The 25,137-nt window shown below is 70.8% G+C and carries 18 protein-coding genes and 2 pseudogenes; 7 read left to right on the top strand and 13 right to left on the bottom strand.

All coding sequences use genetic code 11. The annotated features are described in order from the left end of the window. Positions 1–100: 100 nt before the first annotated feature. The 3 genes and pseudogenes from E1212_RS22390 to E1212_RS22400 all read right to left on the bottom strand — a co-directional run. A pseudogene (locus tag E1212_RS22390) lies at positions 101–874 on the bottom strand (IS256 family transposase); the annotation flags it as partial. A gap of 367 nt (positions 875–1,241) precedes the next feature. Further along, positions 1,242–1,768 (bottom strand): annotated as a pseudogene (locus E1212_RS31195) (alpha/beta hydrolase fold domain-containing protein). A 32-nt stretch (positions 1,769–1,800) separates the two neighbouring features. Beyond that, positions 1,801–2,739, bottom strand: a complete 939-nt coding sequence (locus E1212_RS22400; RefSeq protein WP_131986580.1) for an NADP-dependent oxidoreductase — start codon at positions 2,737–2,739, stop codon at positions 1,801–1,803. Positions 2,740–2,852: 113 nt separating this feature from the next. Here E1212_RS22400 and E1212_RS22405 point away from each other — a divergent pair, with 113 nt between their 5' ends. After that, a complete protein-coding gene (locus tag E1212_RS22405) occupies positions 2,853–3,374 on the top strand; it encodes a MarR family winged helix-turn-helix transcriptional regulator (RefSeq protein ID WP_131986582.1) in 522 nt (173 codons plus the stop codon). Positions 3,375–3,617: 243 nt separating this feature from the next. Next, positions 3,618–4,625 carry an RNA polymerase subunit sigma-70 gene (locus E1212_RS22410; protein WP_131986584.1) on the top strand — a complete coding sequence of 336 codons (1,008 nt, stop codon included), beginning with the start codon at positions 3,618–3,620 and terminating at the stop codon, positions 4,623–4,625. Positions 4,626–4,949: 324 nt separating this feature from the next. Here the strand turns inward: E1212_RS22410 and E1212_RS22415 are convergent, their stop codons facing one another. From E1212_RS22415 to E1212_RS22460, 10 genes are all read right to left on the bottom strand, one after another. Then, a complete protein-coding gene (locus tag E1212_RS22415; protein WP_131986627.1) occupies positions 4,950–5,534 on the bottom strand; it encodes a dihydrofolate reductase family protein in 585 nt (194 codons plus the stop codon). Positions 5,535–5,727: 193 nt separating this feature from the next. After that, positions 5,728–6,972 (bottom strand): family 1 glycosylhydrolase, encoded by a 1,245-nt coding sequence (locus E1212_RS22420; protein WP_131986586.1) that lies wholly within the window; start codon positions 6,970–6,972, stop codon positions 5,728–5,730. Continuing rightward, positions 6,969–9,227, bottom strand: coding sequence for an alpha-L-arabinofuranosidase C-terminal domain-containing protein (locus E1212_RS22425; RefSeq protein ID WP_131986588.1), 2,259 nt, complete (start codon positions 9,225–9,227; stop codon positions 6,969–6,971). The genes E1212_RS22420 and E1212_RS22425 overlap by 4 nt, the downstream gene beginning before the upstream one ends. Continuing rightward, positions 9,224–11,161, bottom strand: coding sequence for a glycoside hydrolase family 127 protein (locus E1212_RS22430; protein ID WP_131986590.1), 1,938 nt, complete (start codon positions 11,159–11,161; stop codon positions 9,224–9,226). The genes E1212_RS22425 and E1212_RS22430 overlap by 4 nt, the downstream gene beginning before the upstream one ends. After that, on the bottom strand, positions 11,158–12,672 hold the full coding sequence (gene arfA / locus E1212_RS22435; RefSeq protein WP_131986592.1) for an arabinosylfuranosidase ArfA: 1,515 nt from the start codon (positions 12,670–12,672) through the stop codon (positions 11,158–11,160). The genes E1212_RS22430 and arfA overlap by 4 nt, the downstream gene beginning before the upstream one ends. Positions 12,673–12,715: 43 nt before the next feature. After that, positions 12,716–13,600: a carbohydrate ABC transporter permease gene (locus tag E1212_RS22440; RefSeq protein ID WP_131986594.1), complete on the bottom strand. Its 885-nt coding sequence runs from the start codon at positions 13,598–13,600 to the stop codon at positions 12,716–12,718. Continuing rightward, a complete protein-coding gene (locus E1212_RS22445; RefSeq protein ID WP_131986596.1) occupies positions 13,600–14,541 on the bottom strand; it encodes a carbohydrate ABC transporter permease in 942 nt (313 codons plus the stop codon). Before E1212_RS22445 ends, E1212_RS22440 begins: the two co-directional genes overlap by 1 nt. Before the next feature lies 1 nt (position 14,542). Continuing rightward, positions 14,543–15,817 carry an ABC transporter substrate-binding protein gene (locus E1212_RS22450; RefSeq protein ID WP_131986598.1) on the bottom strand — a complete coding sequence of 425 codons (1,275 nt, stop codon included), beginning with the start codon at positions 15,815–15,817 and terminating at the stop codon, positions 14,543–14,545. A 181-nt stretch (positions 15,818–15,998) separates the two neighbouring features. Beyond that, positions 15,999–17,003 carry a LacI family DNA-binding transcriptional regulator gene (locus E1212_RS22455; protein ID WP_203417105.1) on the bottom strand — a complete coding sequence of 335 codons (1,005 nt, stop codon included), beginning with the start codon at positions 17,001–17,003 and terminating at the stop codon, positions 15,999–16,001. 64 nt (positions 17,004–17,067) lie between these two features. Further along, entirely contained in the window at positions 17,068–18,105 is a 1,038-nt protein-coding gene (locus E1212_RS22460) for a LacI family DNA-binding transcriptional regulator (protein WP_420814414.1), read from the bottom strand. A 100-nt stretch (positions 18,106–18,205) separates the two neighbouring features. On the opposite strand from E1212_RS22460, the gene E1212_RS22465 reads away from it, so the two are divergent. From E1212_RS22465 to E1212_RS22485, 5 genes are read left to right on the top strand one after another with little or no spacing between them, the layout of a single operon-like run. Then, entirely contained in the window at positions 18,206–19,984 is a 1,779-nt protein-coding gene (locus E1212_RS22465) for a beta-L-arabinofuranosidase domain-containing protein (RefSeq protein ID WP_131986602.1), read from the top strand. A 20-nt stretch (positions 19,985–20,004) separates the two neighbouring features. After that, a complete protein-coding gene (locus tag E1212_RS22470; protein WP_131986604.1) occupies positions 20,005–21,297 on the top strand; it encodes an ABC transporter substrate-binding protein in 1,293 nt (430 codons plus the stop codon). Continuing rightward, on the top strand, positions 21,294–22,235 hold the full coding sequence (locus E1212_RS22475) for a carbohydrate ABC transporter permease (RefSeq protein WP_131986606.1): 942 nt from the start codon (positions 21,294–21,296) through the stop codon (positions 22,233–22,235). The genes E1212_RS22470 and E1212_RS22475 overlap by 4 nt, the downstream gene beginning before the upstream one ends. Next, a complete protein-coding gene (locus E1212_RS22480; RefSeq protein ID WP_203417107.1) occupies positions 22,232–23,098 on the top strand; it encodes a carbohydrate ABC transporter permease in 867 nt (288 codons plus the stop codon). The genes E1212_RS22475 and E1212_RS22480 overlap by 4 nt, the downstream gene beginning before the upstream one ends. Before the next feature lie 19 nt (positions 23,099–23,117). After that, a complete protein-coding gene (locus E1212_RS22485) occupies positions 23,118–25,016 on the top strand; it encodes a glycoside hydrolase family 127 protein (RefSeq protein ID WP_131986608.1) in 1,899 nt (632 codons plus the stop codon). The last annotated feature ends 121 nt before the right edge of the window (positions 25,017–25,137 follow it).

Here is a 25,137-nt window from a genome sequence, read left to right on the forward strand (position 1 = left end):
CACCACCGGGAGGGACGAGTCTGCCGCTGGACCTCGAAGGTCACGCTGCCAAGGTCCTCTCCCAGTGGTGGAGGTGGACCAGCGGGAACTTCCCGCCGCTGCTGATGTTGACGGATGAGCGCTGCCATCCCGCGCCAATCAACACCGAGGCGATCGCGGCCTTCAGGCCGGTGTGGGCGTCGGAGATGACCAGCTGGACCCCGGCCAGCCCGCGGGCCTTCAGGCCGCGCAGGAAGGCCGTCCAGAACGCGCCGTCCTCGCTGTCGCCGACATCGAACCCGAGCACCTCGCGGCGCCCGTCGATGGTGACACCGGTGGCGATCACGACCGCTTGGGACACCACGCGGCGGTTCACCCGGGCCTTGCAGTAGGTGGCGTCGAGGAACACGTACGGATACGTCGTCTCGGCTAGCGAACGGTCCCGGAAGCTGGCGACCTCGGTGTCGAGGTCGGCGCAGATCCGCGACACCTCGGACTTGGAGATCCCGCTGTCCGCGCCCAACGCCTTAACCAGGTCGTCGACCTTGCGAGTCGACACCCCGTGCAGGTAGGCCTCCATGATCACGGCGAACAGGGCCTGGTCCACCCGTCGCCTGCGCTCCAACAGACTCGGGAAGAACGATCCCGTGCGCAGCTTGGGGATCCGCAGTTCCAGATCCCCGGCCGTGGTCGACAGGGTCCGGGGTCGCGAGCCGTTGCGCTGCGCGGTCCGATCCGCGCTGCGCTCCCACCGCTCGGCGCCGATCACCGCCGTCGCCTCGGTGTCGATCAACGCCTGATACATCGCCCGCGCCGCAGCACGGACCCGATCATCCACATCAGCGGCCCGCATCGCCTCGAGCACCTCAAGTAGGGCAGCATGGTCCAAGGCCATCGTGCGTCGTGTCCTCTCGTGAGAATCCCTAGTCAGGTCTCACTGACCCTCGCACGATGGCCGCCCAACGCCACCGTCGACACGACGACGCTCCACAGCCAGGAACTCCACCACTCAGCGGGACGTCACCCCAACGGACCAACGAGGGTTGGCCCGACGAGTCAACGCGGGGGTGTGGCCCTCGACCCTTGACTAGCTCCACTCCGGCCCAGAGGCGGCAGTTGTGAGGGGGATGGCGCAGAGTGGCGAAGCGCCGGCCAGGCGATGCGGTTGTCGTCGTAGGACCAGATCAGGTACGGCTCGATCTGCGGCTCGGGGCCAACGGTGCGGTCGTCGAGCATCGGCATGAACAGGATCTGCCGTGCGATCACGGGGCCCCGCGTTCGCGGGCGAGGATCGTCAGGGCGGCGGCGAGTCCGACGCCGGCGCTGTCGCCCATCACGGCGATCCGTCCCGGGTCGACGCCGAGCTCGGGCGCTCGGTCGATCAGCCGGCTCAACGCTGCGTAGCCGTCCTCGACGGGTGTCGGATGCGGTACTCGGGCGCGCGACGGTACTCGACTGACAGGAACGGCACGCCGCTCTCGGACACGTAGCGGGCGACGGGTCCGTCGACCTGGTCGATGTGGCCGAAGATGTAGCCGCCGCCGTGGAAGAAGACCGCGCGGGTCAGCGGACCGTGATTCGAGCACCGTTGCCGGTCGGTACGTGGTGGTCGGTGACGGTCACGTCGGCGGGGATCGGCAGGCGGCGCTTGCGGCGGCGAGGATCGGCTCCCACATGGCTCGGCGTCCGGTGATGTCGCCAACCGCCGGTGGGGTAGTCGCCGCCATGGCCTCGCCCATGGGGCGAGGGCCGCGGCGACTTCGGGATCGAGGTTCAGGGTCATGGTCATCCTTGCGGGGTTGGCGAGTTGAGCCGGGAGTGTCAGACGGCGGGCGGGACGGCCACGACCTTGCCGTGGATCTCTCCGGTGGCGGCGTGTTCGTGAATCGCGGGCAGCTCGCTCAGCGGCACGCGCCGGGCGATCTCGACGTGGAGGTCACCGCTGTCGATGAGGGCGACGAGGTTCGAGAGCACGTCTTCGTCGGGGTGGACGAAGATCGTGACCGCGCGCACGTTCCGCTCCTCGTCGCCGGGCGTTGTCACGGTCGGTGTCGTGGAGACGACCACGCCGCCATCACGGACCCGTGCCACCAGGGCGGCGAATCCGCCAGGGGTGATCGGGGCCAGGTTGAGCAGCACATCGACGGGCTCGGTCACCGCGTCGAGCACGGACGTGGCCGTGTGGTCGATGGTCTCGTCCGCACCGGCCGCCTCGACGATCTCTCTGCTGCGCGGGCTCGCTGTGGCGATGACGTACGCACCGGCGCGCTTGGCCAGCTGCACGGCGTACCCGCCGACCGGGCCGCCGGCGCCGTTGATCAGCAATCGCTGGCCTGCCCCGAGGTCACCAGCCTCGAACAGCGCCTGCGAGGCGGTGAGCCCGACCGACGGCAACCCGGCAGCGTCCGCCAGCGGGATGCGAGTGGGTGCCTTCACCAGTACGTTCGCCGGGGCGACGACGTACTGCGCTGCTGAGCCGTCGGCACTCATGGGGATGAGTCCGACGACGTTCTCGCCCACGGTGAGGCCTTCCACCCCCTCGCCGAGTGCGTCGATCGTGCCGGAGACGTCGTAGCCCGGAACGTGCGGCAGCGTGATCGGGATCGGCAGGAAGCCGCCGCGAATGCCGCCGTCGGCCGGGTTGTACGCCGACCCGGCGACCTGGATACGTACCTCACCCGCGCCGGGGACCGGCTGGTCGGCGTCTTCGTAGCGCAGAACGTCTGGGCCGCCCGTTTCGTGGAACCGTACTGCCTTCATGATCTCTTTCCCTTCGATGATGTGCTTCGAACTCGAAGCAACTGAGAATCACCGTAACACTGCTTCGAACTAGAAGCAAGTGCTTCGAATTGGAAGCACGATAGACTCGGCTCATGACCTCCTCGCCTCCCTCCTTGGATGCCACGCAACTGGGTGCATACTTCGCTCTCATCGAGGCGAGCAGCCTGCTGAAGCACGCCGTGGAGCAGCAGTTGCGCGACGCCGGCGATCTCAGTTATGTGCAGTTCCAGCTCCTGGCCACTCTCGGCGACTCCTCGACAGGCAGCCGGCGGATGACCGATCTGGCTGACGGCGTCGTCTACAGCCGCAGTGGGCTGACCTACCAGGCCCAGACACTGGAGAAGCGGGGCCTCGTGACCCGGACGCCGTCCACCGATGACGAGCGCAGCATCACCGTCACCATCACCGAGGAAGGACGTGCCGTGCTCGCGGGGGTCTTCCCGGGTCACGTGGCTGTCCTCGAGGACCTGCTGTTCGCCGTGCTGTCCCGCTCCGACATCGAGACACTGGCCGACATCCTGACCCGCGCGCGAGACCACATGCGTCAGACGCCGCCGCGATCGGCGGAACCGCGGCGGCGCAAGAAGATGGCCGGCACCGACCAGGCTCCGTAGAACGCAACAGACGTTGAGGGGCCGGGTGTGATTCCCGTGTCGGCGGACACCCAGATGTCTCACGCCCGTGCAAACCCGGCGTCGATCTCCTCGCGTGCAGAGCGCGGTGACGAGGATCGCGGCGGCGATGTCCGGGGCCGATGCGTCGAGCCAGCATCTCAGCAGCGGCGTCACCGATCAGAAATCCTCCGCCACGTCGTCAGTTCTGTCAGCCCTCTCGCACCGGTGGAAGGATTGATGACCATGACCGACGCCAGACCGCTGGACGCCGACGAGGCCACGTTCATCGCGGCGGTCCGCTCCAACGACACGGCGCGGTTCGCGCTCATCACGGAAAGCCACCGGCGTGAGCTGCAGGTGCACTGCTACCGGATGCTCGCGAACTACGAGGACGCCCAGGACCTGACGCAGGAGACGTTCCTGCGAGCGTGGAACAAGCGGGAGTCGTTCAAGGGCCACGCGGCCTTGCGGACCTGGCTGTACCGGATCGCGACGAACGCCTGCCTCGACTTCCTGAAGAAGCGCAACAGCCGCACACCCGTACCGTCCGAGCTGCCGGACCCCGGCTCCGAGGTGCTGTTCCTGCAGCCGTACCCCGACCGGATGCTCCCCGAGGACCCGCAGGAATCGGTGGTGGCGCGGGAGACGATCGAGCTGGCGTTCATCGTCGCCGTCCAGCACCTGCCGCCGCGACAGCGGGCGGTGTTCATCCTGCGCGACGTCCTCGGCTGGCCGGCGTCGAAGGCCGCCGACGCCCTCGAGCTGACCGTCGCATCGGTCACCAGCGCACTCCAGCGGGCCCGTGTCACGATGCGCGAGCAGCTGCCCGCCCGCCGCCTCGACTGGCGCAGCCCCGCCACCCACGAGCTGTCGAATGACGAGCGCGGTGTGGTGAAGTCGTACATCGACGCCCATGAGCGCAACGACCTCGACGGGCTGATGTCCCTGCTGCGCGACGACCTGCGCTTCGCGATGCTGCCCGATCCGGGCACCGTGACCACGACGGCCAAGGGCGCGGTGGACGGCTGGGTCTCCGGTGGGCTCTTCCAGCGAGGCCACGACGACTGGCGCGGTATCACCACGACGGTCAACCGCATGCCTGCCGCCGTCCTGTACCTGCGCACCCCCGACGACCCCGAGTACCGGCTGTTCGCCATCGCGGTCCTGCACATCGTCGACGGGAAGATCGCCGAGCTCACCGGATTCGACGCCACCGACGCACCATGGCTGGACCTGCCCCCGACACTGTGATCACACATGTCCCCATCGTCGACGAGTCCAGCGCACGGGCCGGCCTCACCGAAGTCACCGCGGAATGAGCACCCGACCAGCTGAACACCACTGCGACAACGCCAACACCACCGCCCCGCCGGCGTTGCCGGCGGGGCATCCTCATGCCCGACGACCATCGTCACGACCAACGAGGCCGTCGTGCTCATCTCCAGCGGGTCGGTCAACAGCTCGCTCGGACGCAAGAGGCGCCGGGGGAAGGTTCCCTCATGGCCGAGGGGTCCACGGTGAGCGCGCCAGGAAGGACTTCGACCTGGCCTCACGAGCCGAGCATCTGGCCCGCGCTCATCGCCTCGTCTCGTATCGGGTCAGCACCACGCCGCCGGGAAACGTCCGCGTCTCCACCAGGATCAGGTTCACCCAGGTGTCCAGGGCTGTGAAGAACGGCGGGCCGCCGCCCACCAGGACCGGATAGGTGACGATCGCGTACTCGTCGATCAGCCCGGCCCGCATGGCCGCCGCGGCGAGTGTGGCACCGACGATGTCCATGGCGCCGCCGTCGTCGGCCTTGAGCCTGGTGATCTCGGTGACCGCGTCGCCGGTGACCAGGCGGGTGTTCCAGTCGACCGAACTGATCGTCGAGGAGAACACCACCTTCGGCATGTCCCGCCAGCGGCGGGCGAACTCGATCTCCGCCGGTGTGGCACCCGGCTGCTGGTCGGCCGTCGGCCAGTGGGAACTCATCGTCTCCCACAGCTTGCGCCCATACAGCGCCAGGCCCGTCGCCGCCACCCGGTCTGACCACCACTGGAACAGCTCGTCGCTCGACGACGAGTCCGGTCCCTCACCCCCACTCCAGCCGAGGTCGTCGCCGGGCGCGGCGATGTAGCAGTCCAGAGTCACATTCATCCCGAAGATCAATTTCCGCATCGTGCCAGCCTCCCGTGAGTCGCTCTCACACGTACAGACGAGCGCGGCGCGGAAACCTGATCGGCGCGCGATCTGCGCCCGCAGGTCGTCCACGCGTTCCGGACCCGGCACGGCGTACCCGGCACGGCGTACCCGGCGCGTTGGGTCGGCGGGACCGGCGACGATCACGTGTTCGGGCACATGACGACGCTCGTCATGGCGCTGTCGCCGCGCGGGCGTGCGCGTGGAATCGGTCGGCGACGGGGTTGCGGACCCGTCGCAGCACGCCGGCGCCGTCCTCGACGAGGTCCCACAGGCCCATGGCGAGGTGGTGGTCCATCGGCCGGCCGGTGCCCTCGCGGTAGGTCCACTCGACCATGTCGGTGAGCGGCCACCAGGTGTACCCGACCACGTCGAGGCCGTCCGACCGCAGCCGCCGGACCTCGGCGACCGACGCGTCCAGCCACGCCAGCCGTTCCTCGACCGTGCCGGTGACGCAGGTCTCGGTCAGGAAGACCGGGCAGTCGTACCGGCCGGCGAACGTCGTCAGGACGTCGGCCAGTCCCGCCGTCCAGTCGTTGCGCCGCGGCCTCGGGTCGGCGAACGAGCCGACGTGGTCGACCTCGTCGAGCAGTTCCGTCGACAGCAGCGGGTAGTAGTTCACGCCCATGACGTCGGGCTGCGCGGTGTTCGCCTGTGACCAGGCGAGGTCGTGGTCGGTGAAGCCGTTGGCGGTGAGGAAGCCGACCAGCGGGTGTGCGGCGTCGACCCGCCCGGTCACCAGGTCCTCGACCAGCAGGGCCCGGTGGCGCAGGAACTCCACCTCCGCGGCCCGCCCCGGCAGCGTGCTGTCGAACCGGAACGCGGCCTCCACATGGACGAACGTCGCCTCCGGCGACACCGCGGCGACGGCACGCTGGGTCTCGACGATGCCGCGCACGATGGCCCGCAGCAGCTTCACGAACCCGTCGGTCCCGGTCAGCGAGGGTGGCCACACGCCGTACTGCCCGCAGAACAGCACGTTGAGCATGGGCTCGTTCAGTGGGGTGAAGTCGCGCAGCACGTCGCCGTACCGCTCGGCGACTCGCGCCGCGTACTCCGCGACCAGCTCCGGGTAGGCGGCGTTGACGAACTGGTTGTCGAGCCACAGCGGCGTGCCGTAGTGCATGAGGTCGACGATGGTGACGAGCCCGAGGTCGTGGATGTGCTCGACCACCTGGTCCAGCCAGCTCCAGTCCCACCGTCCGCGCTCGGGGTTGACCCGGTACCAGGGGATGCCCCACCGGATCATCGAGGCGCCGACGTCGCGGGCGTAGGTGAGGTCCTCGCGCCAGAAGTGGTAGTGCTGTGTCAGCTCGTACTCGTCGAGGGCGCGAGCGCCGGGCCCGGCCTGCGGCACGAACGTGTCCTCGAATCCGACGGCGAACCGGAGCTCGCCGTCCTGGTACCAGCGGGTCATGGCATCCTCGCCCACGTCACGGAGAACGGGGGCAGCGCGAGCCGGAGCCGTCCGTCCTCGATCGGTTCGTCCCGCTCGGCGAGCGGGAACGGTGCCGGGTCGGCCGGGGTGGCCCGGGCGGTGATGTCCGGATGCGCGAGTGTGCTCACGCGCGCGGCCGCGGCCGACGCCGTCGCGCCCAGCTCGATCCGCACCGGCAGGGTCTCGGTGAGGTGCCGGTTGACGACGGCGAGCGCGAGGCCGCCGGCCGCGGAGCGGACCGCGAGCACGTCCACGTACGGCACGTCCTGCTCCGGCGCTCCCAGGTCGACCGGCTGCGTCACGTCGAACCCGGGCCCCTTCAGCTCGCATCTCAGCGGCACCGCCCCGGCGAAGTCGGCGTAGTACTGGATCAGGTCGAACTGCGGGTCCGTGTAGACCCGGCCGCCGGCCTTCTTGATCGCGCCACCGTGCATGAACCCGTTCGGGCTGGCCATCGGGATGCGGTCCGCGGAGCGCATGACGAAGTTCAGGAACGTGCCGCCATAGACGACGGCGCCGAAGTTCTCGACCATCTGCCGGTTCGGATGCAGCCCGAGCACCCCCCATTCGGTGACGGCGATCCCGATCGGCCGGCGGCCGCTGCCGGCGGTCGCGGTGTCGCAGCGGGCCAGCAGCTCCGGGACGAACCGCCGTTCCGCGGTGACGATCTGCCCGATCAACGCCTCGTGCGCCTCCGCGTCGCTGAGCCGCTCGAGCAGCCGGTCGTTCGCCGGCAGGCAGTGCAGCGACACCAGATCGATGTCGTCCGGCGCCAGCCGGAGCAGCTCGTCGTGCCACTCGTGATCGGCGTGGACGTGGTCGTACCGTTCGTCGAGGTCGGCGAAGTCGAACCAGTTGCCGCAGGCCAGCAGCGTCAGCGGGACGGGGCTGGCGGCGCGCATGGCGGCGGCGAACCGGGCGAACCGGGCCGCGTTCTCGGTTGAACCGACGTAGCCGCCCTGCCAGGCGCCGAAGTTCTCGTTGCCGACCTCCCAGACCCGCACGTCGTAGGGCTCGGGGTGGCCGTTCGCCGCCCGCAGCGCACCCATGGGCGTGGTCACCGGGCCGTTGCAGTACTCGACCCAGGCGGCCGCCTCCTCCGGCGTGCCCGTGCCGGAGTTCACGGTGATGTGCGGCGTGAAGCCCACCAGCTCGGCCAGCCGCAGGTACTCGTCGGTGCCGACGAGGTGGTGCTCCAGCCCGCCCCACGCGTGGTTCGGGTACACCGGGCGGTCCTCGACCGGGCCGACGGCGTCGCGCCAGTGGTGGTGGCTGACGAAGTTGCCGCCCGGCCAGCGCAGTTGCGGGATCGTCGAGCGCCGCATGAGCTCGACGACGTCGGGGTCGAAGCCGTCCAGGTGGTCCGACGGCAGCAGCGAGACCCGGTCGACCAGCAGGTCCGCCGTGGTTGCCTCGTCGGACAGCCAACGCACGAAGAAGTCGACCGGCTCGCCGCGTGCGACGGCGCCCGCCGGCACCATCAGCCGCAGGTCCACCCGCTGCCAGCCGCGCGCCTCGACCCGCGCCCGAGCGCGAACCAGCACCTCGCCGACGCGGTGCGCGCCATCCGGGCCGGGCAGCCGCCGCCGGATGCCCACCTCGACGGAGCCGGCGGCCGGGTCGTCCCGGCGAGTACGGAGCCACACGCTGACGTCGTACTCGTGACAGCGGCGCACGGGCAGGAACACTCCCTGGCGGACACCCGCGGGGACGTCGTCGAGGGCGACGGTGCCGAGGTCGCCGTCCGCAGTGCTCGCGGCCAGCCGGACCGCTCCGCCCAGCCGGCCGACCGCCGGCGTCGCGACGCCCGGCGGGCCGATCCGCGACCAGCCGAGCGGCAGCCCGTCGGCGGAGTCGTCGTCGAGGAGCGCGATGCCGAAACCGGACGCCAGCGGCGACGACACCCAGTGCTCGGCGACGGCGGTGGGGTCGCCGCCGGACGTGTACAGCGCGACCAGCGTGCGGGCGTTGGCGGCCAGCTCCGCGCGCTGCTCGTCGCCGAGGTGGTGCTCGCGGGAGAACGCCGGGTTGAGCACCAGCTCCGCGCAGACGCCGCCGAGCGTCGCGTACGACATGTGCTCGAAGAAGTTGCCGAGTACCTCGGCCGGGATCCGCGGCCCCGTGGTGCCGAGGTCGAGGGTCACGACCGTCTCGCGCGACGTCGTCCGCTGATAGCCGAGCAGCGGGTGGACGTCGGCCCGCAGGGCCGTGGTGTCCGCCTCCACCTGGGTCATCGGTTCCTCCTGTCGTTCGTGTCCTCGTCGGCCGGGATCCACACGCGCATGGCACCAGCACCGCGGTTGCCCCAGGCGAAGTACGGCACCAGCCGGAACTCGATCTCGGCCACGTCGTCGCCGCTGTCGGCGACGGAGGACGCGGCGCTGTACAGCGGTCCCGGCGGCGGCGGGCGATGCCGCCCGCGCCCGGCCAGCACCACCGGCAGCACGTCGTCACCGGCGACGGCGACAGGTGCGGCCGCGCCCGGCGTCACCCGGACGTCCTCCAGCACCAGGTCGCCCGGCAGATCGGCCTGCTCCAGGCAGTACACGACCGGACCCCGCGTGTACGCGACGCAGCCGCGCAGCGCGTCGACGCGCGGGTGTGGCCGCAGCGTCCGGACCGGCAGGTCGAGGGTGAGCGTCACCTCCCGCGGTCCCGGGCCCACCGCCACGTACCCGTCCTCCACCAGCGGCTCCAGTACCGGCGCACCGTCCACCACCAGTGAGAACGACGAGCACCATCCCGGGACCCGCAGCCGCAGTCCACGTGTGCGCAGCCCCTCGTCCGGCGCTATCGTTACGACGCCGTCCCACGGGTAGTCCGTGGACACGTGCAGCACGCCGCCGTCCAGCAGGTACTCGCCGGCCGCGTACAGGTGCAGCTGGAGCTCCGTGTCCGACGTGGTCACCACGTAGTCGTGCACCGACGCCATCAGCCGGGCCAGGTTGGGCGGGCAGCACGCGCAGCCGAACCACGGCAGCCGCCCGGACGGCGAGTCCTCCTCGCTGCCGTCGTGCCCGGTGCGCAGTTGCAGCGGGTTCGAGTAGGTGAAGCCGGCGCCGTCGGCACTGACCCCGACGGCGACGGCGTTGTAGAGTGCGCGTTCGAGCTCGTCGGCGTACCGGCCGTGTCCGGTGGCCAGCAGCAGCCGCCAGTTCCACATGACCGACGCGATGGCGGCGCACGTCTCGGCGTAGGCCCGCTCGGCCGGCAGCTCGTACCGGTCGCCGAACGACTCGTCGCGGTGCCGGGAACCCAGACCGCCGGTCACGTGCGTCTTGCCGTCCACCATCGACGCCCACTGCCGCTCCATCGCGTGCAGCAGCTCCGGCTCGCCGGTCTCGAGGTACACGTCGGCCACGCCGGTCAGTAGGTAGAGCTGGCGCACGGCATGACCCGTGACCTCGTCGGCCGCGCGCACCGGCTGGTGGTCCTGGAAGTACGACGACGAGAAGTGGTCGTGTCCGAGCCGGCCGTGGCCGCGAGCGTCGATCATCCGGGCGGCGAGCTCGAGGTGGCGCCGCTCGCCGGTGTGCCGGTACAGCTCGACGAGCGCGGTCTCGATCTCCGGGTGGCCGCAGATGCCGGCCGTCTCGCCCGACTCCACCACCGACGACACCAGCGTCAGGAACCGGTCGGCGATCGCGAGCAGGTCGTCACGGCCGGTGGTGCGGTGCAGCGCCACCGCGGCCTGGACGAGGTGGCCCAGGCAGTACAGCTCGTGCCCCCAGCGCAGGTCGCTGAAGCGGTCCTCCGTCTTCACGCCCTGGAACCACGAGTTCAGGTACCCGTCGGCGTCCTGCGCCCGGGCGAGCAGCCCGGCGACGTCGTCGACGAACTCCCGCGGGTAGCGTCCGCCGGGTCGCCCGGCGTCCCAGCCGGTCGCCTCGAGCACCTTGTAGATGTCGGAGTCGGCGAAATGCAGCCCGCGATACGCCGCGTCGCTCTCGCCCACCAGCCGGCGGAGGTTGTCCAGGTTCCCGGCTGTCTCCAGCTGCTCGATGCAGTGCGGGACGGTCGCCTCGGTGTTGCGCCGCTGCCACCGACCGAGCAGGCCGCCGGGGGAGAGCCGGACGGCGTCGTGTGCCACCGGGCGCCAGCGGGCGTGCGGGCTGGCATGGGCTCCGACGGGGCCGCCAGGCGCCGTCGTGGCGGTGGCCGCCGTCATCGGTCAGCCGGGCCGAGCTGGATCGCCGTCCAGGAGACCGCCGGAAGCCGCAGCCGCGCCACCTGGTCGTGCTCGGCGACCTTCGCCGCGCCGGGCACGACGCGCAGCGGGTCGTCGGCACTGTTGGCCGCGTACGGGTCGGCGTCGCTCAGCGTCGTCGCGTCGATCACCCGGTCCAGCCCGAGCGGGCGCATGTCGATGGACACGACCGCCTCCTCGGCGGGGTGGCGGTTGACCAGGAAGACCGCCGCCGACTCCGTCGCGCGGTCCCAGGTGGCCACGGCGTCGACCGGGGCGACGTCGCCGTACTTCGCCGTCGCGAACGGCGGGCCGGCCGCGTCGAGCCGCAGCACCTCGCCGCGTGCCAGCCGGGAGGCCTGCGCGAACGGGTGGAAGATCGTCTGCCGCCAGGCCTCGCCGCCCGGCTTCGTCATGATCGGCGCGATGACGTTGACCAGCTGCGCCTGGCTCGCGGCGGTGACCCGGTCGGAGTGCCGGAGCAGCGAGATGAGGATGTTCCCGACGACGACGGCGTCGGCCACCGAGTAGCGGTCCTCCAGCAGCGGCGGCGCGACGGGCCAGTCGTCGCCGGCCGGCACGACGGACTCCGCCCGCGACTGGTACCAGACGTTCCACTCGTCGAACGACAGGTTCACCCGGTGGTTGCTGCGCTTCACCGCGCCGACGTGGTCGATGGTGGCGACGACGGCGTCGATGAAGTGGTCGAGGTCGGTCACCGAGGCGAGGAAGCTGGCCAGGTCTTGGTCGTGCTCCTCGTAGTAGCGGTGCAGCGAGACGTAGTCGACCAGGTCGTAGGCCTCGGTGAGCACCGCGCGCTCCCACTCGCCGAACGTCGGCATGTCCGAGGCCGAGCTGCCGCAGGCGACCAGCTCGAGGCCGGGGTCGACGGCGCGCATCGCCCGGGCGGTCTCGGCGGCGATGCGGCCGTACTCGTAGGCGGTCTTGTGCCCGAGCTGCCAGGGACCGTCCATCTCGTTGCCCAGGCACCACATGCGCACGCCGTACGGCTCCGGGTGCCCGTTGGCCCGGCGCAGGTCGGCGAGGGCCGACGCGGCGGTGCCGTTGACGTACTCCAGCAGGTCGACGGCATCCTGGACGCCGCGGGTGCCGAGGTTGACGGCCATCATCGGCTCGATGCCGGCCCGCTCGGCCCACCGCAGGAACTCGTCGGTGCCGACGTCGTTGGGCTCGAGGGTGTGCCAGGCGAGGTCGAGCCGAGCCGGGCGCTGGTCGCGCGGGCCGACGCCGTCCTCCCAGCGGTACCCGGACACGAAGTTGCCGCCGGGATAGCGGACGGTCGTCACGCCCAGCTCGCGTACCAGCTCCAGCACGTCGCGCCGAAAGCCGGACTCGTCGGCCGCCGGATGGCCCGGCTCGTAGATGCCGGTGTAGACGCACCGGCCGAGGTGTTCCACGAACGAGCCGAAGGTCCGCCGGTTGACGGGGGCGATGCGGCGCTCGGGGCTGAGGGTGAAGTCTGCCTGGATCACGTGGTGTCCTTCGTGAGTGCGTGCGGGTGCGTCGCGTGCTGCGTCACTTGATGCCGGTGGTCGCGATGCTCTCGATGAACCTCCGCTGGACGACGATGAACGCGATGATCATGGGGATGAGCGCGAGCGTCGCCCCGGCCATCAGCGGGCCGTAGTCGACGGTGTACTGGCCGCGGAACATCGACAGGCCGGCCGGGAGCGTGGTGGTGTCCTGGTCCGGCATGACCATCAGCGGCCAGAGCAGGTCGTTCCAGTTGTTCACCAGGTTGAAGATGAAGATGGTGACCAGCGCCGGACCGGCCAGTGGGAACATGATGCGCCGGAAGATCTGGAACTCCCCGGCGCCGTCGATGCGTGCGGCGTCCTCCAGGTCGCGCGGCATCGCCAGGAAGAACTGCCGCAGGAAGAAGATGCCGAACGCGTCGGCGATCCGCGGGATGATCAGCCCGTGCAGGGTGTTGATCCAGCCCAGGTCGACCAGCAGGTTGTAGACCGGCACGAACGTCACCTGGATCGGCACCAGCAGGCTGGCGATCAGCGCGACGAAGACGAACGTCCGGCCGCGGAAGCGGAACCGCGCCAGCGCGTACGCGGCCATCGAGTCGATCACCACGGACACGCACGCGACGGTGAGCGCGAAGATCGTGGTGTTCAGGAACTGCCGGCCGAACGGGATCATGCTCCAGATGTCGACGTAGTTCTGGAGCGTGACCTCCGAGGGGATGATCGTCGACGGGTTGCCGGTCAGGTCGCCCTGGGTGCGGATCGACGCCGTCAGCAGCCAGACCAGCGGCAGCAGCGCGACGACGGCCGCGGCGCTGACGACGAACAGGCTCAGCAGTGTCCCGACGGAGAGCCGCGGGCGCGGCTTCGCCGTGGGTGCGGGCGCCGGCGAAGCGGCGGTGGGCGGGGCGGTGAGAGTGCTCATCAGTACTCCACCGCCCGCTTGCCGAAGAACCGCACCTGGGCCAGGCTCAGCGTCAGCACGATGGCGACCAGCACCCACGAGATGGCGGTGGCGTAGCCGAGGTCGTAGTCGAGCACCGCCGTGCCGTAGATGAGCATGACCAGCGTCTCGGTCTGGAAGAACGGCCCGCCACCGGTCATCACGTAGATCTGGTCGAACGCCTGGAACGCGAAGATCGCCGCGATGACGACCACGAACATCGTCGTGTTGGCCAGCAGCGGCCAGGTGACGTGCCGGAACCGCTGAGCCGACGACGCGCCGTCCAGCAGTGCGGCCTCCTTCAGGTGCTGCGGGATCTGCTGCAGTCCGGCCAGGTACATGACCATGAAGAAGCCGACGTTGCGCCAGATGCCGACGAGCATCACCGCCGGCATCGCGACCGACGGGTCGCGCAGACCGTCGCCGATCGAGATGCCGAGCGAGCTCAGCCACGACGTCAGCATGCCGATCTGCGGGTCGATGAGCGCCGACCAGGCGATGGCGGAGATGCCCAGCGAGATGACCCACGGCAGGAAGATCGCCGCCCGCAGCAGCCCGCGGGCCGGCAGCCGCTGGTTCAGCAGCAGTGCCAGGCCCAGCGCCAGCAGCACCGACACCGGCGCCGTCACCAGCGTGTAGACGGCGGTGTTCTCGAGGGCGGTCCAGAACCGGTCGTCGTCGAGCAGCCGCTGGTAGTTCGCGAACCCGACCCAGTCGACGGTGTCGAGGTAGCGGTCGTTCGTGAACGACGTGATGAGCGCGCTGATCATCGGCCAGAACACGAACACGCCGAGCACGGAGAACGCCGGGAGCAGGAACAGCAGGGCGGCCCGCGTGCGGCGGCGCTCGATGGACGAACGCCGCCGCCGAGCCGGAACCGGACGTGCCGGCTCCTGGCTCACCGTTGGGGCGGAGGCGACCACGTCAGGAGGCTCCCAGTTGCGCGTCGATCTGCTCCGCCGCCTGCTCCAGCAGGTCCTGGACCTCGCCCTCGCCGGCGAAGATGCGCTGGAACGTCGGCGTGACGACGTTGCGTTCCAGATCGGCGAAGTCGAGCAGCCCGGCCTGGTAGAACTTCGGGTTCACCGCCTCGGTGAACGCGACCGACGTCGGGTTCTCAGCGAGGTCCTCGACCGGGATGTCCGACCGGTTCGGCGGGTACGACGTGCCGACGGCCCACTGCTGCTGCACCTCCGTGGAGTTCCAGTACTCCAGGAAGGCGTAGGAGGCCTCCTTCTCCGCCTCCGACGCGTCGGCGTCGAGGTGGATGTTCACGCTGACGGCGGGAGAGAACTGCCCCTCGGAGCCGGACGGCACCGGGACGACGCCATAGTCGATGCCCGCCTCGACCATGCCGCTGCTGAGCCACGGCCCGGCGATGTGCATGGCCGCGCGGCCACCGAGCAGCAGCGCGTCGGCGTCGGCGCCGGACAACCCGACGGGGGAGATGTGCTCGTTGCGGATCTTGTCGGCCCAGTACTGCATCGTCTCGACGGACTCGGGCTCGGCCAGCAGCGAGCGGCTGCCCTCGTCGTCGTAGATGCCGCCGCCCTCGGCCCAGAGCAGGACCGGCCACGGCGACAGCGACTCGTGATCCGGCAGCGCGATGCCATAGACGCTCTTGGTCTCGTCGTTGGGGTCGATGGCGGTGATCTGCGCGGCGTAGTCGGCCATCTCCTCGAGCGTGGTGGGCGGCTCGGTGAGACCGGCGTTCGCGAACAGCGTCTTGTTCCAGTAGAGCATCCCGGCGCCGGCGCTCATGGGTGCGCCGTACTGGGTGTCCTCGTAGACCGTGGCGTCGATGCTGGCCCGCGGCAGGACCTCGGGATCGAGCGGGCCGTCCGGCGCGTAGAGATCGTCCATGGGTGCGAGTACGCCGCGCGAGGCGTAACCCGGCAGCCTGGCCGGGTCCATGGCGACCAGCGTCGGACCCTCACCTGCCTGGTAGGCGGGCATGAGCTGCTGATACATCGTGTCCCACGGGATGATCGTCATGTCGACGGTGTAGTCGTCCTGGGAGTCGTTGAACTCCTCGACCAGCCCTTCCAGCACCGGCCGGTCGGCGCTGGTGAAACCGTTCCAGAACGTGATGGTGACCGGCCCGTCGCCGCTCGCGGCGTCATCGGTGTCGCCGCCCGAACACGCGGCGAGCGATGCGGCGCCGAGCATGACGGCCGCGACCAGGGACTTCTTGCGCATCGAGGCTCCCCTTTGAGCTAGCGGCAGGTCCTTCGGCTGCCTGGGACGTCGTTCCCATCGACGGCCGGCAGTGCCGTTCTACATCGATGAAGAACGAGAATGGACGCAATCCTTCATCGTTGTAGAAGGACTGTCAACCCGTTCGGCCGTTTCGTTACCGGTCTCGACACGGGAGGCCGCGTCAGCCCTCGGTGGACTCGCGGACGTGGATCTCGAAGTCGGCCAGCACCTCGACCGGGACGACGTCGCCGCCGGCGATGCGCGACTGGAGCAGCTCGATGGCCGTCCGGGCGATCTGCTCGCGGCCGGGAGCGACCGACGTCAGCGTGGGCACCGAGTACTGTGCCTCCTCGATGTCGTCGAAGCCGATCACCGCGATCTGCTCCGGGACGGCGATGTGACGCTCGTGCAGCACATGCAGGGCACCGAGTGCGAGCGCGTCGTTGAGCGCGAAGACGGCGTCGATCGCCACTCGCGAGTCCAGCAGCCGGTTCATCGCCGCCGCGCCCGTCGAGCGGTGCCACAGCCCGGCCTCGGCGATCAGGGCGGGATCGATCTCGATGCCGGCCGCCGTGATCGCTTCGAGGTAGCCGTCCACGCGCAGCCGGGCGGAGCCCATGAGCTCTCCGGGATGCGCTCCGATGACCGCGATGCGTCGGCGGCCGAGGCTCAGCAGGTACTCCGTGGCGGCCCGCGCTCCCTCGGCATTGCGCATCGTCACGTGGTCGAAGCCGCTGCGGAAGATCCGCTCACCGAGGAGTACCAGCGGGAAGTCGGCCTGGAACGCCTCGCGGTCCTCCTCGCCCAGCGCCAGTGGTGAGAAGAGGGCGCCGTCGGTCAGATGGCGGTGCAGGCCCGACAGCACGCGCAGCTCCCGGTCGCGGTCGCCGTTCGTCTGCTGGATCAGGACGTTGAGGCCGGCCTCCTCGGCCGCCGTGATGACGGAGTCGGCCAGCTCGGCGAAGTAGGGAAGACGCAGCTCCGGCACGGCGAGCGCGATCATGCCGGTGCGGCCGGAGCGCAGGTTCCGCGCCGACACGTTGATCCTGTAGTCGAGCTGGTCGATCGCGGCCAGGACGCGGTCGCGCGTGGTCGCCCTGATGTAGGGGTAGCCGTTGATGACGTTGGAGACCGTCTTGACCGACACGCCGGCCAGCTTGGCAACGTCGTACATCGTTGCAGACACGCGCTCACCATACCGAATGCGCGCGCGATGATCGCCGGTGCGCGCCTGGCCGGCGGCGCGGGCGTCAGTCGGCGGCGACGTCGTTGCGGACGGTGGAGTCGCGGACGACGACGCGGACGGGGCGCAGGTCGAGGCCGGGCGCGACCTCCTCGCCGGACAGCGCGGCGAAGATGCGCGACGCCGCGTAGCGGCCGAGCTCCTGCAAGCCGAGGTCGACCGACGTCAGCTCGGGCCGGGTGTTCGTGACGATGATCGGCCAGTTGTCGAAGCCCATGACGGCGACGTCGTCGGGAACCCGCAGCCGCCGGTCGCGGAGCACGTCGAGTGCTGCCCGGGCCAGCATGTCGGACGCGGCGATGAAGGCGTCGATGCCGGGCTGCTCGTCCAGCAGGCGGGCCGTGGCCAGCCGGCCCCAGCGTTCGGTCCAGCTGCCGGCCGACATGGGGGCCGTGATGAGCTCGCCGCCGAGTGCGGCCAGTGCCGCCCGGGCGCCCTCCGCGCGTTCGCGGGACGCGTCGTACGTCGGGTCGCCGCCGATGTAGGCGATGGAGCGGCGCCCGATCGACCACAGGTGCTCGGCCGCGAGCAGGCCGCCGAGCCGGTCGTCGGCCGCGACGGAGACGTCCTCGGGGTCGGCCGACGGCGCGTAGGCGTACACCACGGGCAGCGGCAGGTCACGGCCGAGCGAGGGCCGCGGCTCCGTGCGAGCGCCGCCCACCACGATGAGGCCGTCGATCCGCCGCTCGAGGAGGGTGCGCAGGTGCCGCCGCTCCCGGATCGCGTCGCCGCGGGCGTCGCAGAGGATGACGGAGAGCTCGCCGGCGCCCAGCGCGTCCTCGGCTCCGGCGAGGATCGGGATGACGAACCTGCCCTCGAGGTCGTTGGTCAGGATGCCGACGGTCCCGGTGCGGCCGGCGGTGAGCTGCCGGGCGACGGCGCTGGGGCGGAAGCCGAGCTTCTCGGCCACCTCGCGCACCCGCGTCCGGGTGTCGGCGCCGACGCCGTACTTGTCGCGCAGCGCCTTGGAGGCCGTGGACTTCGACACGCCGGCTGCACGGGCGACGTCGGCGAGCGTGACTTCCCGCCGTGGCCGGTCCGCGATCTCCACCGCTGCTCCTCTGCTTGACAGCCCGTCCGCGTCAGACGATAGCATTCGTCGAAACCGGTTTCGAACCGTTTCCAACCTCCGCGAAGAGGACTTGATGACCGCAACGACCTCCGGCCGGCCGGGCTCCGGCCCGGCCGCGGCCCTGACACAGCTCGAGCCGGTCGGCTACACCGGCGCGGTGACGCTGCATGGCCGGCTCGGCCAGCGGGTCGCCCAGGCGATGGAGACCTACGGCGGTCTCAGCGACGACGATGTGCTCAAGGGCTTCCGCCGCGCCGCCGGGTTGCCGGCGCCCGGGAACGACCTGACAGGCTGGGCCGCCGAGACCAGCGCGATGACGTTCGGCCAGTGGGTCAGCGGACTGGCCCGGCTGGCAGCGGCGACCGGCGAGCGTGGCCTCGCGGCGAAGGCGTCCGGGCTGATCGCCGGGTACGCCGCGACGCTGGGCGCCGGCCACGACCCGCACCTGAACATCTACGCCTGGGAGAAGCTGGTCTGCGGGTTCGTCGACAGCGCGGTGTACGGGGGCGACGCAGGCGCGCTGCCGCTGCTGTCGAAGATCGTGCGCGCCGAGCGGTACGACCGGACCCGGGCGGCCGCCGTCGCCAACGACTTCTCCGGCGAGGAGCCGGACTTCACCATCGAGTGGTACACGCTGGCGGAGAATCTCTACCGCGGCCACTGGGCCAGTGGCGACGACGCCCTGGCGACGGCGGCGCGAGAGTGGCACTACGACGCGTACTGGGACCGCTTCCGCGAGCGTCCGGCGCCCGGCCGGCCCTGGGACATCCCCGCGTGGCTGCACGCGTACAGCCACGTCAACACGTTCGCCAGCGCCGCCGCGGCGTACGAGATGCACGGCGACCCCGGCCACCTCGACATTCTCCGCAACGCCTACGACTGGCTGACCACCACGCAGACGTTCGCCACCGGCGGCTTCGGGCCGCACGAGTTCACCATGCCTCAGGACGGCACGCTGGGCCGCACGCTCGAGTGGATCACCGACAGCGCGGAGATCACCTGCGGCTCCTGGGCCGCGTTCAAGCTCTGCACCGCGCTGCTCCGATTCACCGGAGAGGCGCACTACGTCGACTGGGTCGAACAGCTGGTCTACAACGGCATCGGCGCGACGGTGCCGGTGCAGCCGGACGGCCGTACTCCGTACTACGCCGACTACCGGCTCGGGGTGGCGACGAAGCTGCCCTACTGGAACGCCTGGCCCTGCTGCTCGGGGACGTACGTCCAGGCCGTGGCGCACCTGCACGACCTGGTCTACTTCCGCTCGCCCGACGGTCTGGCGGTCGCACTGTACGTGCCGTCGGAGTACAGCGGCGAGGTCGGCGGCGCGCGGGCGACGATCCGCCAGCGCACCACCTTCCCGGAGGCCGACGACACCGTCGTCGAGATCGCACTGGACCGCCCGGCCGCCTTCACGCTACGGCTGCGGGTGCCGGGCTGGGCGGCCATGACGATCTCCGTCAACGACGAGCCGGTGCCGGTCACCGCCGGTGGCGACGAGTGGTTCGCGCTGGCCCGCACCTGGCGCGACGGCGACCGCGTCGCCGTCGGCCTCGGGCCGCGGCTGCGCGCGCTGCCCGTGGACGAGCAGCACCCGAACCGGGTCGCCATGGCCTACGGGCCCGTGGTGCTCGCCCAGGACGTCGACTGGGTCGTCCCCTTCGACGCCCCCGTGCCGTGGTCCATGCTCGACTGGGAGTCCCACCTGGTCCGCCAGGGCTCGCAGCTGCTCTTCCTGCCGGCCGAGCCGGGCACGCACCGCATGCCGCCGGGGCCCTTCCGGCCCTTCTACGAGGTGCCCGAACGGCGGCCCTACCGCATCTACCACGACCTCGGCTCACGCCGGATCGTCTGACCGACCAGAGAGGACCTGCCGTGTACACCAGACCGCAGCGTCGCGGCCTCGCATCGTTCGCCGTGGCCGGCGTAGCCGCCCTCCTCCTCGCCGCCTGCGGTGGCGAGTCCACCGACTCGGGTGTCGACGGCGGCACCGTCACCCTCACCATGTGGGCCCGCTCCGACGACGAGGGCTTCCTGCCCGACCTCGTCGACGAGTTCAACGCCGCCCACGACGACATCCGGGTCGAGCTCACTCTCGTCCCCGCCGCGCAGGTGGTGCAGAAGTACAGCACCGCGGCCAGCAGCGGTTCCGGGCCGGACATCGTCGCCGTCGAGATCGGGACGCTGCCGCAGTTCACCTCGACCGGGTGGCTGCAGGACATCACCGACTTCGTCGACGGGCTGGACTACAAGGACACCCTGAGCCCTGCACACCTGAGCCAGGGCAGCGTCGACGACCGTGTCTACGGCGTCCCGCTGTCGGCCGACGTGTCGGTGCTCTACTGGAACAAGACGCTGTTCGAGGAGGCGGGGCTCGATCCCGAGGCGGCACCGGCCGCCTGGGCCGACATCCGGACCGCCGCGGAGGCCGTCACCGCACTCGGCGACGGCACGTCCGGCTACTTCTTCTCCGGCGGCTGCGCCGGTTGCATGGCGTTCACGATGCTGCCCTACGTCTGGGCCGGCGGGGGAGACGTGCTGGAGACGTCCGGCGACTCGGCGGTCGCGACACTCGACCCGAACCCGGAGCTCGCGAGCGCCCTGGAGTTCCTGCGCGGCATGGTCGACGACGGCCTGGTCCCGGCGACCGCCCAGACGGAGAACGGCTCGGACCAGTTCGGCCCCTTCTTCAGCCAGACCGTCGGCATGTTCGTTCAGGGCACCTACCCGTTCGCGCAGCTCAAGGCGAACTACCCGGACGTCGACTTCGGCATCACCCCGGTGCCGAGCGAGGACGGCGGCGCGTCGGCCTCCTTCGCCGGCGGTGACGACGTGGCGCTCACCGCCGACGCTGACACCGAGGCGGGACTGACCGTGCTGGCCTGGCTGCTCGACGAGGGCCAGCAGTCGCTCGCGGACAAGGGCATCCTGCCGGTCCGGTCCGACATCGCGACCGACAGCTATGTCGGGCAGGACCCCCGGCACGAGGTCTTCGTGGAGGCGCTCGCCGTCGGGCACACCCCGAAGGCGGCCAAGGTGTCGTCTGTCTTCTTCGACAACAACGGCCCGTTCGGCGGCCTGGTCCAGCAGGCGATCTTCGGCGACCAAGCCGTCGACGACGCTCTCGCGGACGCACAGGCCGCCGCCGAGGCGGTCCTGAGCCAGTGAGCGGCCTCCTGACCGGCGGCGTCGCGCCGTCGATCCGGCGCCGACCGGCGGCGACATCCCGCCGCCGGTCGGCGCGGGACCGGCGCACCGGGCTGCTGCTGGTCGTGCCGGCGCTGGCCCTGGTGGCCGTCGTCTTCGTCGCACCCCTGGCGCTGTCCGTGGTGATGTCGCTGAGCGACTGGCCGCTGCTGGGCGAGCGGACGTTCGTCGGGTTCGACAACTACACCCGGCTGTTCGCCGACCCGCAGGCCCGGCAGGCCATCGTCTTCACGCTCGGTTTCGCCGCCGTCGTCACGCCGCTGACGCTGGTGGCCGGGCTGGTGCTGGCACTCCTCGTCCAGCACCGCCGCCGGGGCATCGGCCTGGTGCGCACCGCGGTCTTCGTGCCGGTCGCCATCGGCTTCGCGTCGGCCAGCTACCTGTTCCTGGCGCTGACGAACAGCTCGACCGGCGTGTTCGGGCGGCTGCTGACCGACCTCGGAATCACGGAACGGCCGGTCGACTGGCTGCTCCGGCCGCGGCTGGCCATGCTGCTGGTCGTCCTCGTGACCCTCTGGAAGACGGTGGGCTTCGCGATGATCGCGCTGATGAACGGGCTGCACTCCGTCGGCCGCGACGTCGAGGAGGCGGCACGGGTCGACGGTGCCGGTGCGCTGCGCATCCTGCTGCAGATCAAGCTGCCCATGATGCGCGACTCGGTGGCGTTCGCGGCCACCTTCACCGCGATCGGCGCGTTCCTGGCGTTCGACCAGTTCTACATCCTCACAGGCGGTGGGCCGAGCAACTCGACGATCACCGCCGTCTACCGGATCTACAACACCGCGTTCATCCAGGGCCAGCTCGGCTACGCCGCGGCGATGTCGCTGGTGTTCCTCGTGTTCCTGCTGATCGTCACCGGCGCCCAGCTGGCGCTGTTGCGTCGCGGGAGGGTGACGTGAGCGGTGTGGTCAGCGCGCCGGCGGGTCTTCGCGGTGCAGGCCGGCCGGGCGCGTGGACGTGGGCGCTCGTCGCGGCCATGGTCGCGGTGCTGTTCGCCTCGCCACTGATCGCCGTGCTCCTGGGCAGCTTCAAGTCGCCGGCCGAGGCGGCACGGACACCGCCCACCTACGTGCCGGACGAGCCGAGCCTGCGCAACTACACGGCGCTGCAGGACAGCAGCGCCGGCGTGTGGACGGCCATCGGCAACAGCGCTCTCGTCGCGGCCGGTTCGGTGGTGCTGACCGTGGTGCTGGCGCTGCTGGCGGCGTACGGCTTCGAGCGGTACCGGTTCCGCGGCTCCGAGGCGGTCTTCGTGCTGATGCTCGCCGCGATCATGGTGCCGTTCCAGATCCTGGTGTCGCCGCTTTACGTCGTCCTCAACGCGCTCGGGCTGACGAACTCGCTGGTCGGCATCGTGCTCGTCATCACGACGTTCCAGCTGCCGTTCTCGGTGTTCGTGATCCGCAACTCCTTCGCCGCCATTCCCGGAGAGCTGTACGAGGCGGCGGCCGTCGACGGCGCGGGGCTGTGGCGGACGCTTCGGGCGCTCGCGCCGCTGCTGCGCGCCGGGCTGATCACGGCGGCGCTGTTCACCTTCTTCGCGGCGTGGAACGAGTTCTTCGCCGCATTGATCCTGCTCGCCGACCAGGACAGGTTCACCCTTCCGGTGGTGCTGACGACGCTGATCAGCGGGGCGCGCGGCAGCGTCGACTGGGGCCTGCTCCAGTCAGGGGTCATCGTGACCGTCCTGCCCTGTGTCGTGATCTTCATCGTGCTGCAGAAGTACTACGTCAGCGGCATGACCGCCGGCGCCGGCAAATAGCCCCACTCGAGGAGTCTCCGTGACCCGACCGACGGTCTGGCCCGCACCACACGCTCGCCTCGCGCAACGCCCCCTCCCCGCTGGAGCCGTCACCGTCACCGGCGGTCCATGGCAGTACCGGCGGCGGACGAACGCCCGGGTGAGCCTGGCGCACGGGCTGGAGCAGCTCCGCCGGTCCGGCACCATCGCCAACTTCGCCCGGCTCGGTGCCGGGGGGAGCGGCGACGGCGGGCGGCACGGTCACCTCGACGCGTTCGACCCGGACACCAAGAACTTCGTCGACTCCGACGTCTACAAGTGGCTCGAGGCGGTCGCCTGGGCGAGGGTCGCCGAGCAGGTCCCCGCCGACGTGCTCGAGGCCGCCGACGAGATCGTCGAGCTGGTCGGCGGGGCGCAGGCGCCCGACGGCTACCTCAACACGTGGTTCCAGACCCTCGACCCGTCCGAACGCTTCAGCGACCTGCGGTACGGCCACGAGCTCTACTGTCTCGGCCATCTGATCCAGGCCGGCCTGGCCTGGCAGCGCGTGCGGGGCGACGACCGGTTGCTGAAGACCGGACGGCGGTTCGCCGACCTCGTCGTGGAGCGCTTCGGCGACTCCGATGTGGTCTGCGGCCATCCGTGCGTCGAGATGGCGCTCATGGAGCTGACCCGCGAGACCGGTGAGCCGCAGTACGCCCGGCTGGCTGCCGCGATGATCGACCGCCGGGGACGGGGCACGCTCGGCGCCGGGCGATTCGGGTCGGCCTATTACCAGGACGAGCGGCCGTACCGGGAGATGCGCACACTCGACGGACACGCCGTCCGGGCGCTCTACCTGGCGGCCGGCGCCACCGACGTCGCCACCGACAACGGGGATGGGGACCTGCTCGCCGCCGCCTGGCGGCAGTGGGAGGCGGTGCGCCGGTCGCGCGTGTACCTCACGGGCGGCCTGGGCTCTCGCCATCTCGGCGAGTCCTTCGGCGCCGACTACGAGCTGCCGCCCGACGCCGCCTACTGCGAGACATGCGCGGCCATCGGCCTGGTCATGTGGTCCTGGCGGCTGCAACTGACGCGTACCGACGGCGCGATCGGCGACCTGATCGAGCGCGCGGTGCACAACGGACTGCTGTCCGGCGTCGCTCTCGGCGGCCGCTCGTTCCACTACACGAACCCGCTCGACGTGCACGATGCCCACCCGCGACAAGAGTGGTTCGAGATCGCCTGCTGCCCGCCGAACGTCATGCGGGCCATCGCGACCCTCGATCAGCTGGTCGCCACCGAAACGGACGACGGAGTCCAGCTGCACCAGTACGTGCCCGCGCGCATCGACGCCGGCCGCGGCCGGGTCCTGACGGTCGAGACCGGCTACCCGGCCGATGGCACGATCACCGTGCGCGTGCTGGCGGCGCCGGTGCAGCCGTGGGGGATGGCCGTGCGGGTCCCGGCGTGGTCGGCGCAACGGTTCGCGGTCGCGGTGAACGGCGCTCCGGCTCCGGCGGACGTCGCGGACGGGTACGCGAAGGTGCGGCGGGTGTGGCGGGAGGGAGACGCGATGACACTCACCCTCGACCTGGCCGTGCGGACCGTTCGCGCCGATCCGCGGATCAGCGCGGCGCGCGGCACCGTGGCCGTCGAGCGCGGCCCGATCGTCTACGCACTCGACGCGGCGGTCGCTGGTGGCGGCGACCCGGCCTTCGTACGGCTACAGGAGGACCTCGACGCTCAGCCGGTGCCGTCCGCCGTGCCGGGATTGGTGGACCTCGACGTCGCCGTCCTACGCGAGCGGTTGCGGGACGCCGGCTGGCCGTACCTCGACACGGCCGATCCCGTCGCCGGGGTTGCCGCCCGAGTTCGGCTGGTCCCGTTCGCGCATGCCGGCAACGCCGGAGCGGGCCCCTTGCGCACCTGGCTCGGCGCCACTCCTGCGGGTGGCTGAACGCCCAGGTCTCGAGGCGTTCGGTAGCCGCTGCTCTATCACCGGGTGGTCATGTGCTTCGCCACCGCCTCGCTCCGGACCAGCGTCAGCACCGGGCGCGGGGGATGAGGTGGACGAGGCG

It is taken from the genome of Jiangella ureilytica (assembly GCF_004348545.1).
GTDB classification, from domain to species: Bacteria; Actinomycetota; Actinomycetes; order Jiangellales; family Jiangellaceae; genus Jiangella; species Jiangella ureilytica.

What these genes read in the sequence shown, in the direction of transcription:
- E1212_RS22415 (WP_131986627.1), bottom strand. Translation starts at nt 5,534, where the DNA reads ATGCGGAAATTGATCTTCGGGATGAATGTGACTCTGGACTGCTACATC.
- E1212_RS22400 (WP_131986580.1), bottom strand. Translation starts at nt 2,739, where the DNA reads ATGAAGGCAGTACGGTTCCACGAAACGGGCGGCCCAGACGTTCTGCGC.
- E1212_RS22430 (WP_131986590.1), bottom strand. Translation starts at nt 11,161, where the DNA reads ATGACGGCGGCCACCGCCACGACGGCGCCTGGCGGCCCCGTCGGAGCC.
- E1212_RS22420 (WP_131986586.1), bottom strand. Translation starts at nt 6,972, where the DNA reads ATGACCCGCTGGTACCAGGACGGCGAGCTCCGGTTCGCCGTCGGATTC.
- E1212_RS22440 (WP_131986594.1), bottom strand. Translation starts at nt 13,600, where the DNA reads ATGAGCACTCTCACCGCCCCGCCCACCGCCGCTTCGCCGGCGCCCGCA.
- E1212_RS22425 (WP_131986588.1), bottom strand. Translation starts at nt 9,227, where the DNA reads ATGACCCAGGTGGAGGCGGACACCACGGCCCTGCGGGCCGACGTCCAC.
- E1212_RS22465 (WP_131986602.1), top strand. Translation starts at nt 18,206, where the DNA reads ATGACCGCAACGACCTCCGGCCGGCCGGGCTCCGGCCCGGCCGCGGCC.
- E1212_RS22450 (WP_131986598.1), bottom strand. Translation starts at nt 15,817, where the DNA reads ATGCGCAAGAAGTCCCTGGTCGCGGCCGTCATGCTCGGCGCCGCATCG.
- E1212_RS22405 (WP_131986582.1), top strand. Translation starts at nt 2,853, where the DNA reads ATGACCTCCTCGCCTCCCTCCTTGGATGCCACGCAACTGGGTGCATAC.
- E1212_RS22410 (WP_131986584.1), top strand. Translation starts at nt 3,618, where the DNA reads ATGACCGACGCCAGACCGCTGGACGCCGACGAGGCCACGTTCATCGCG.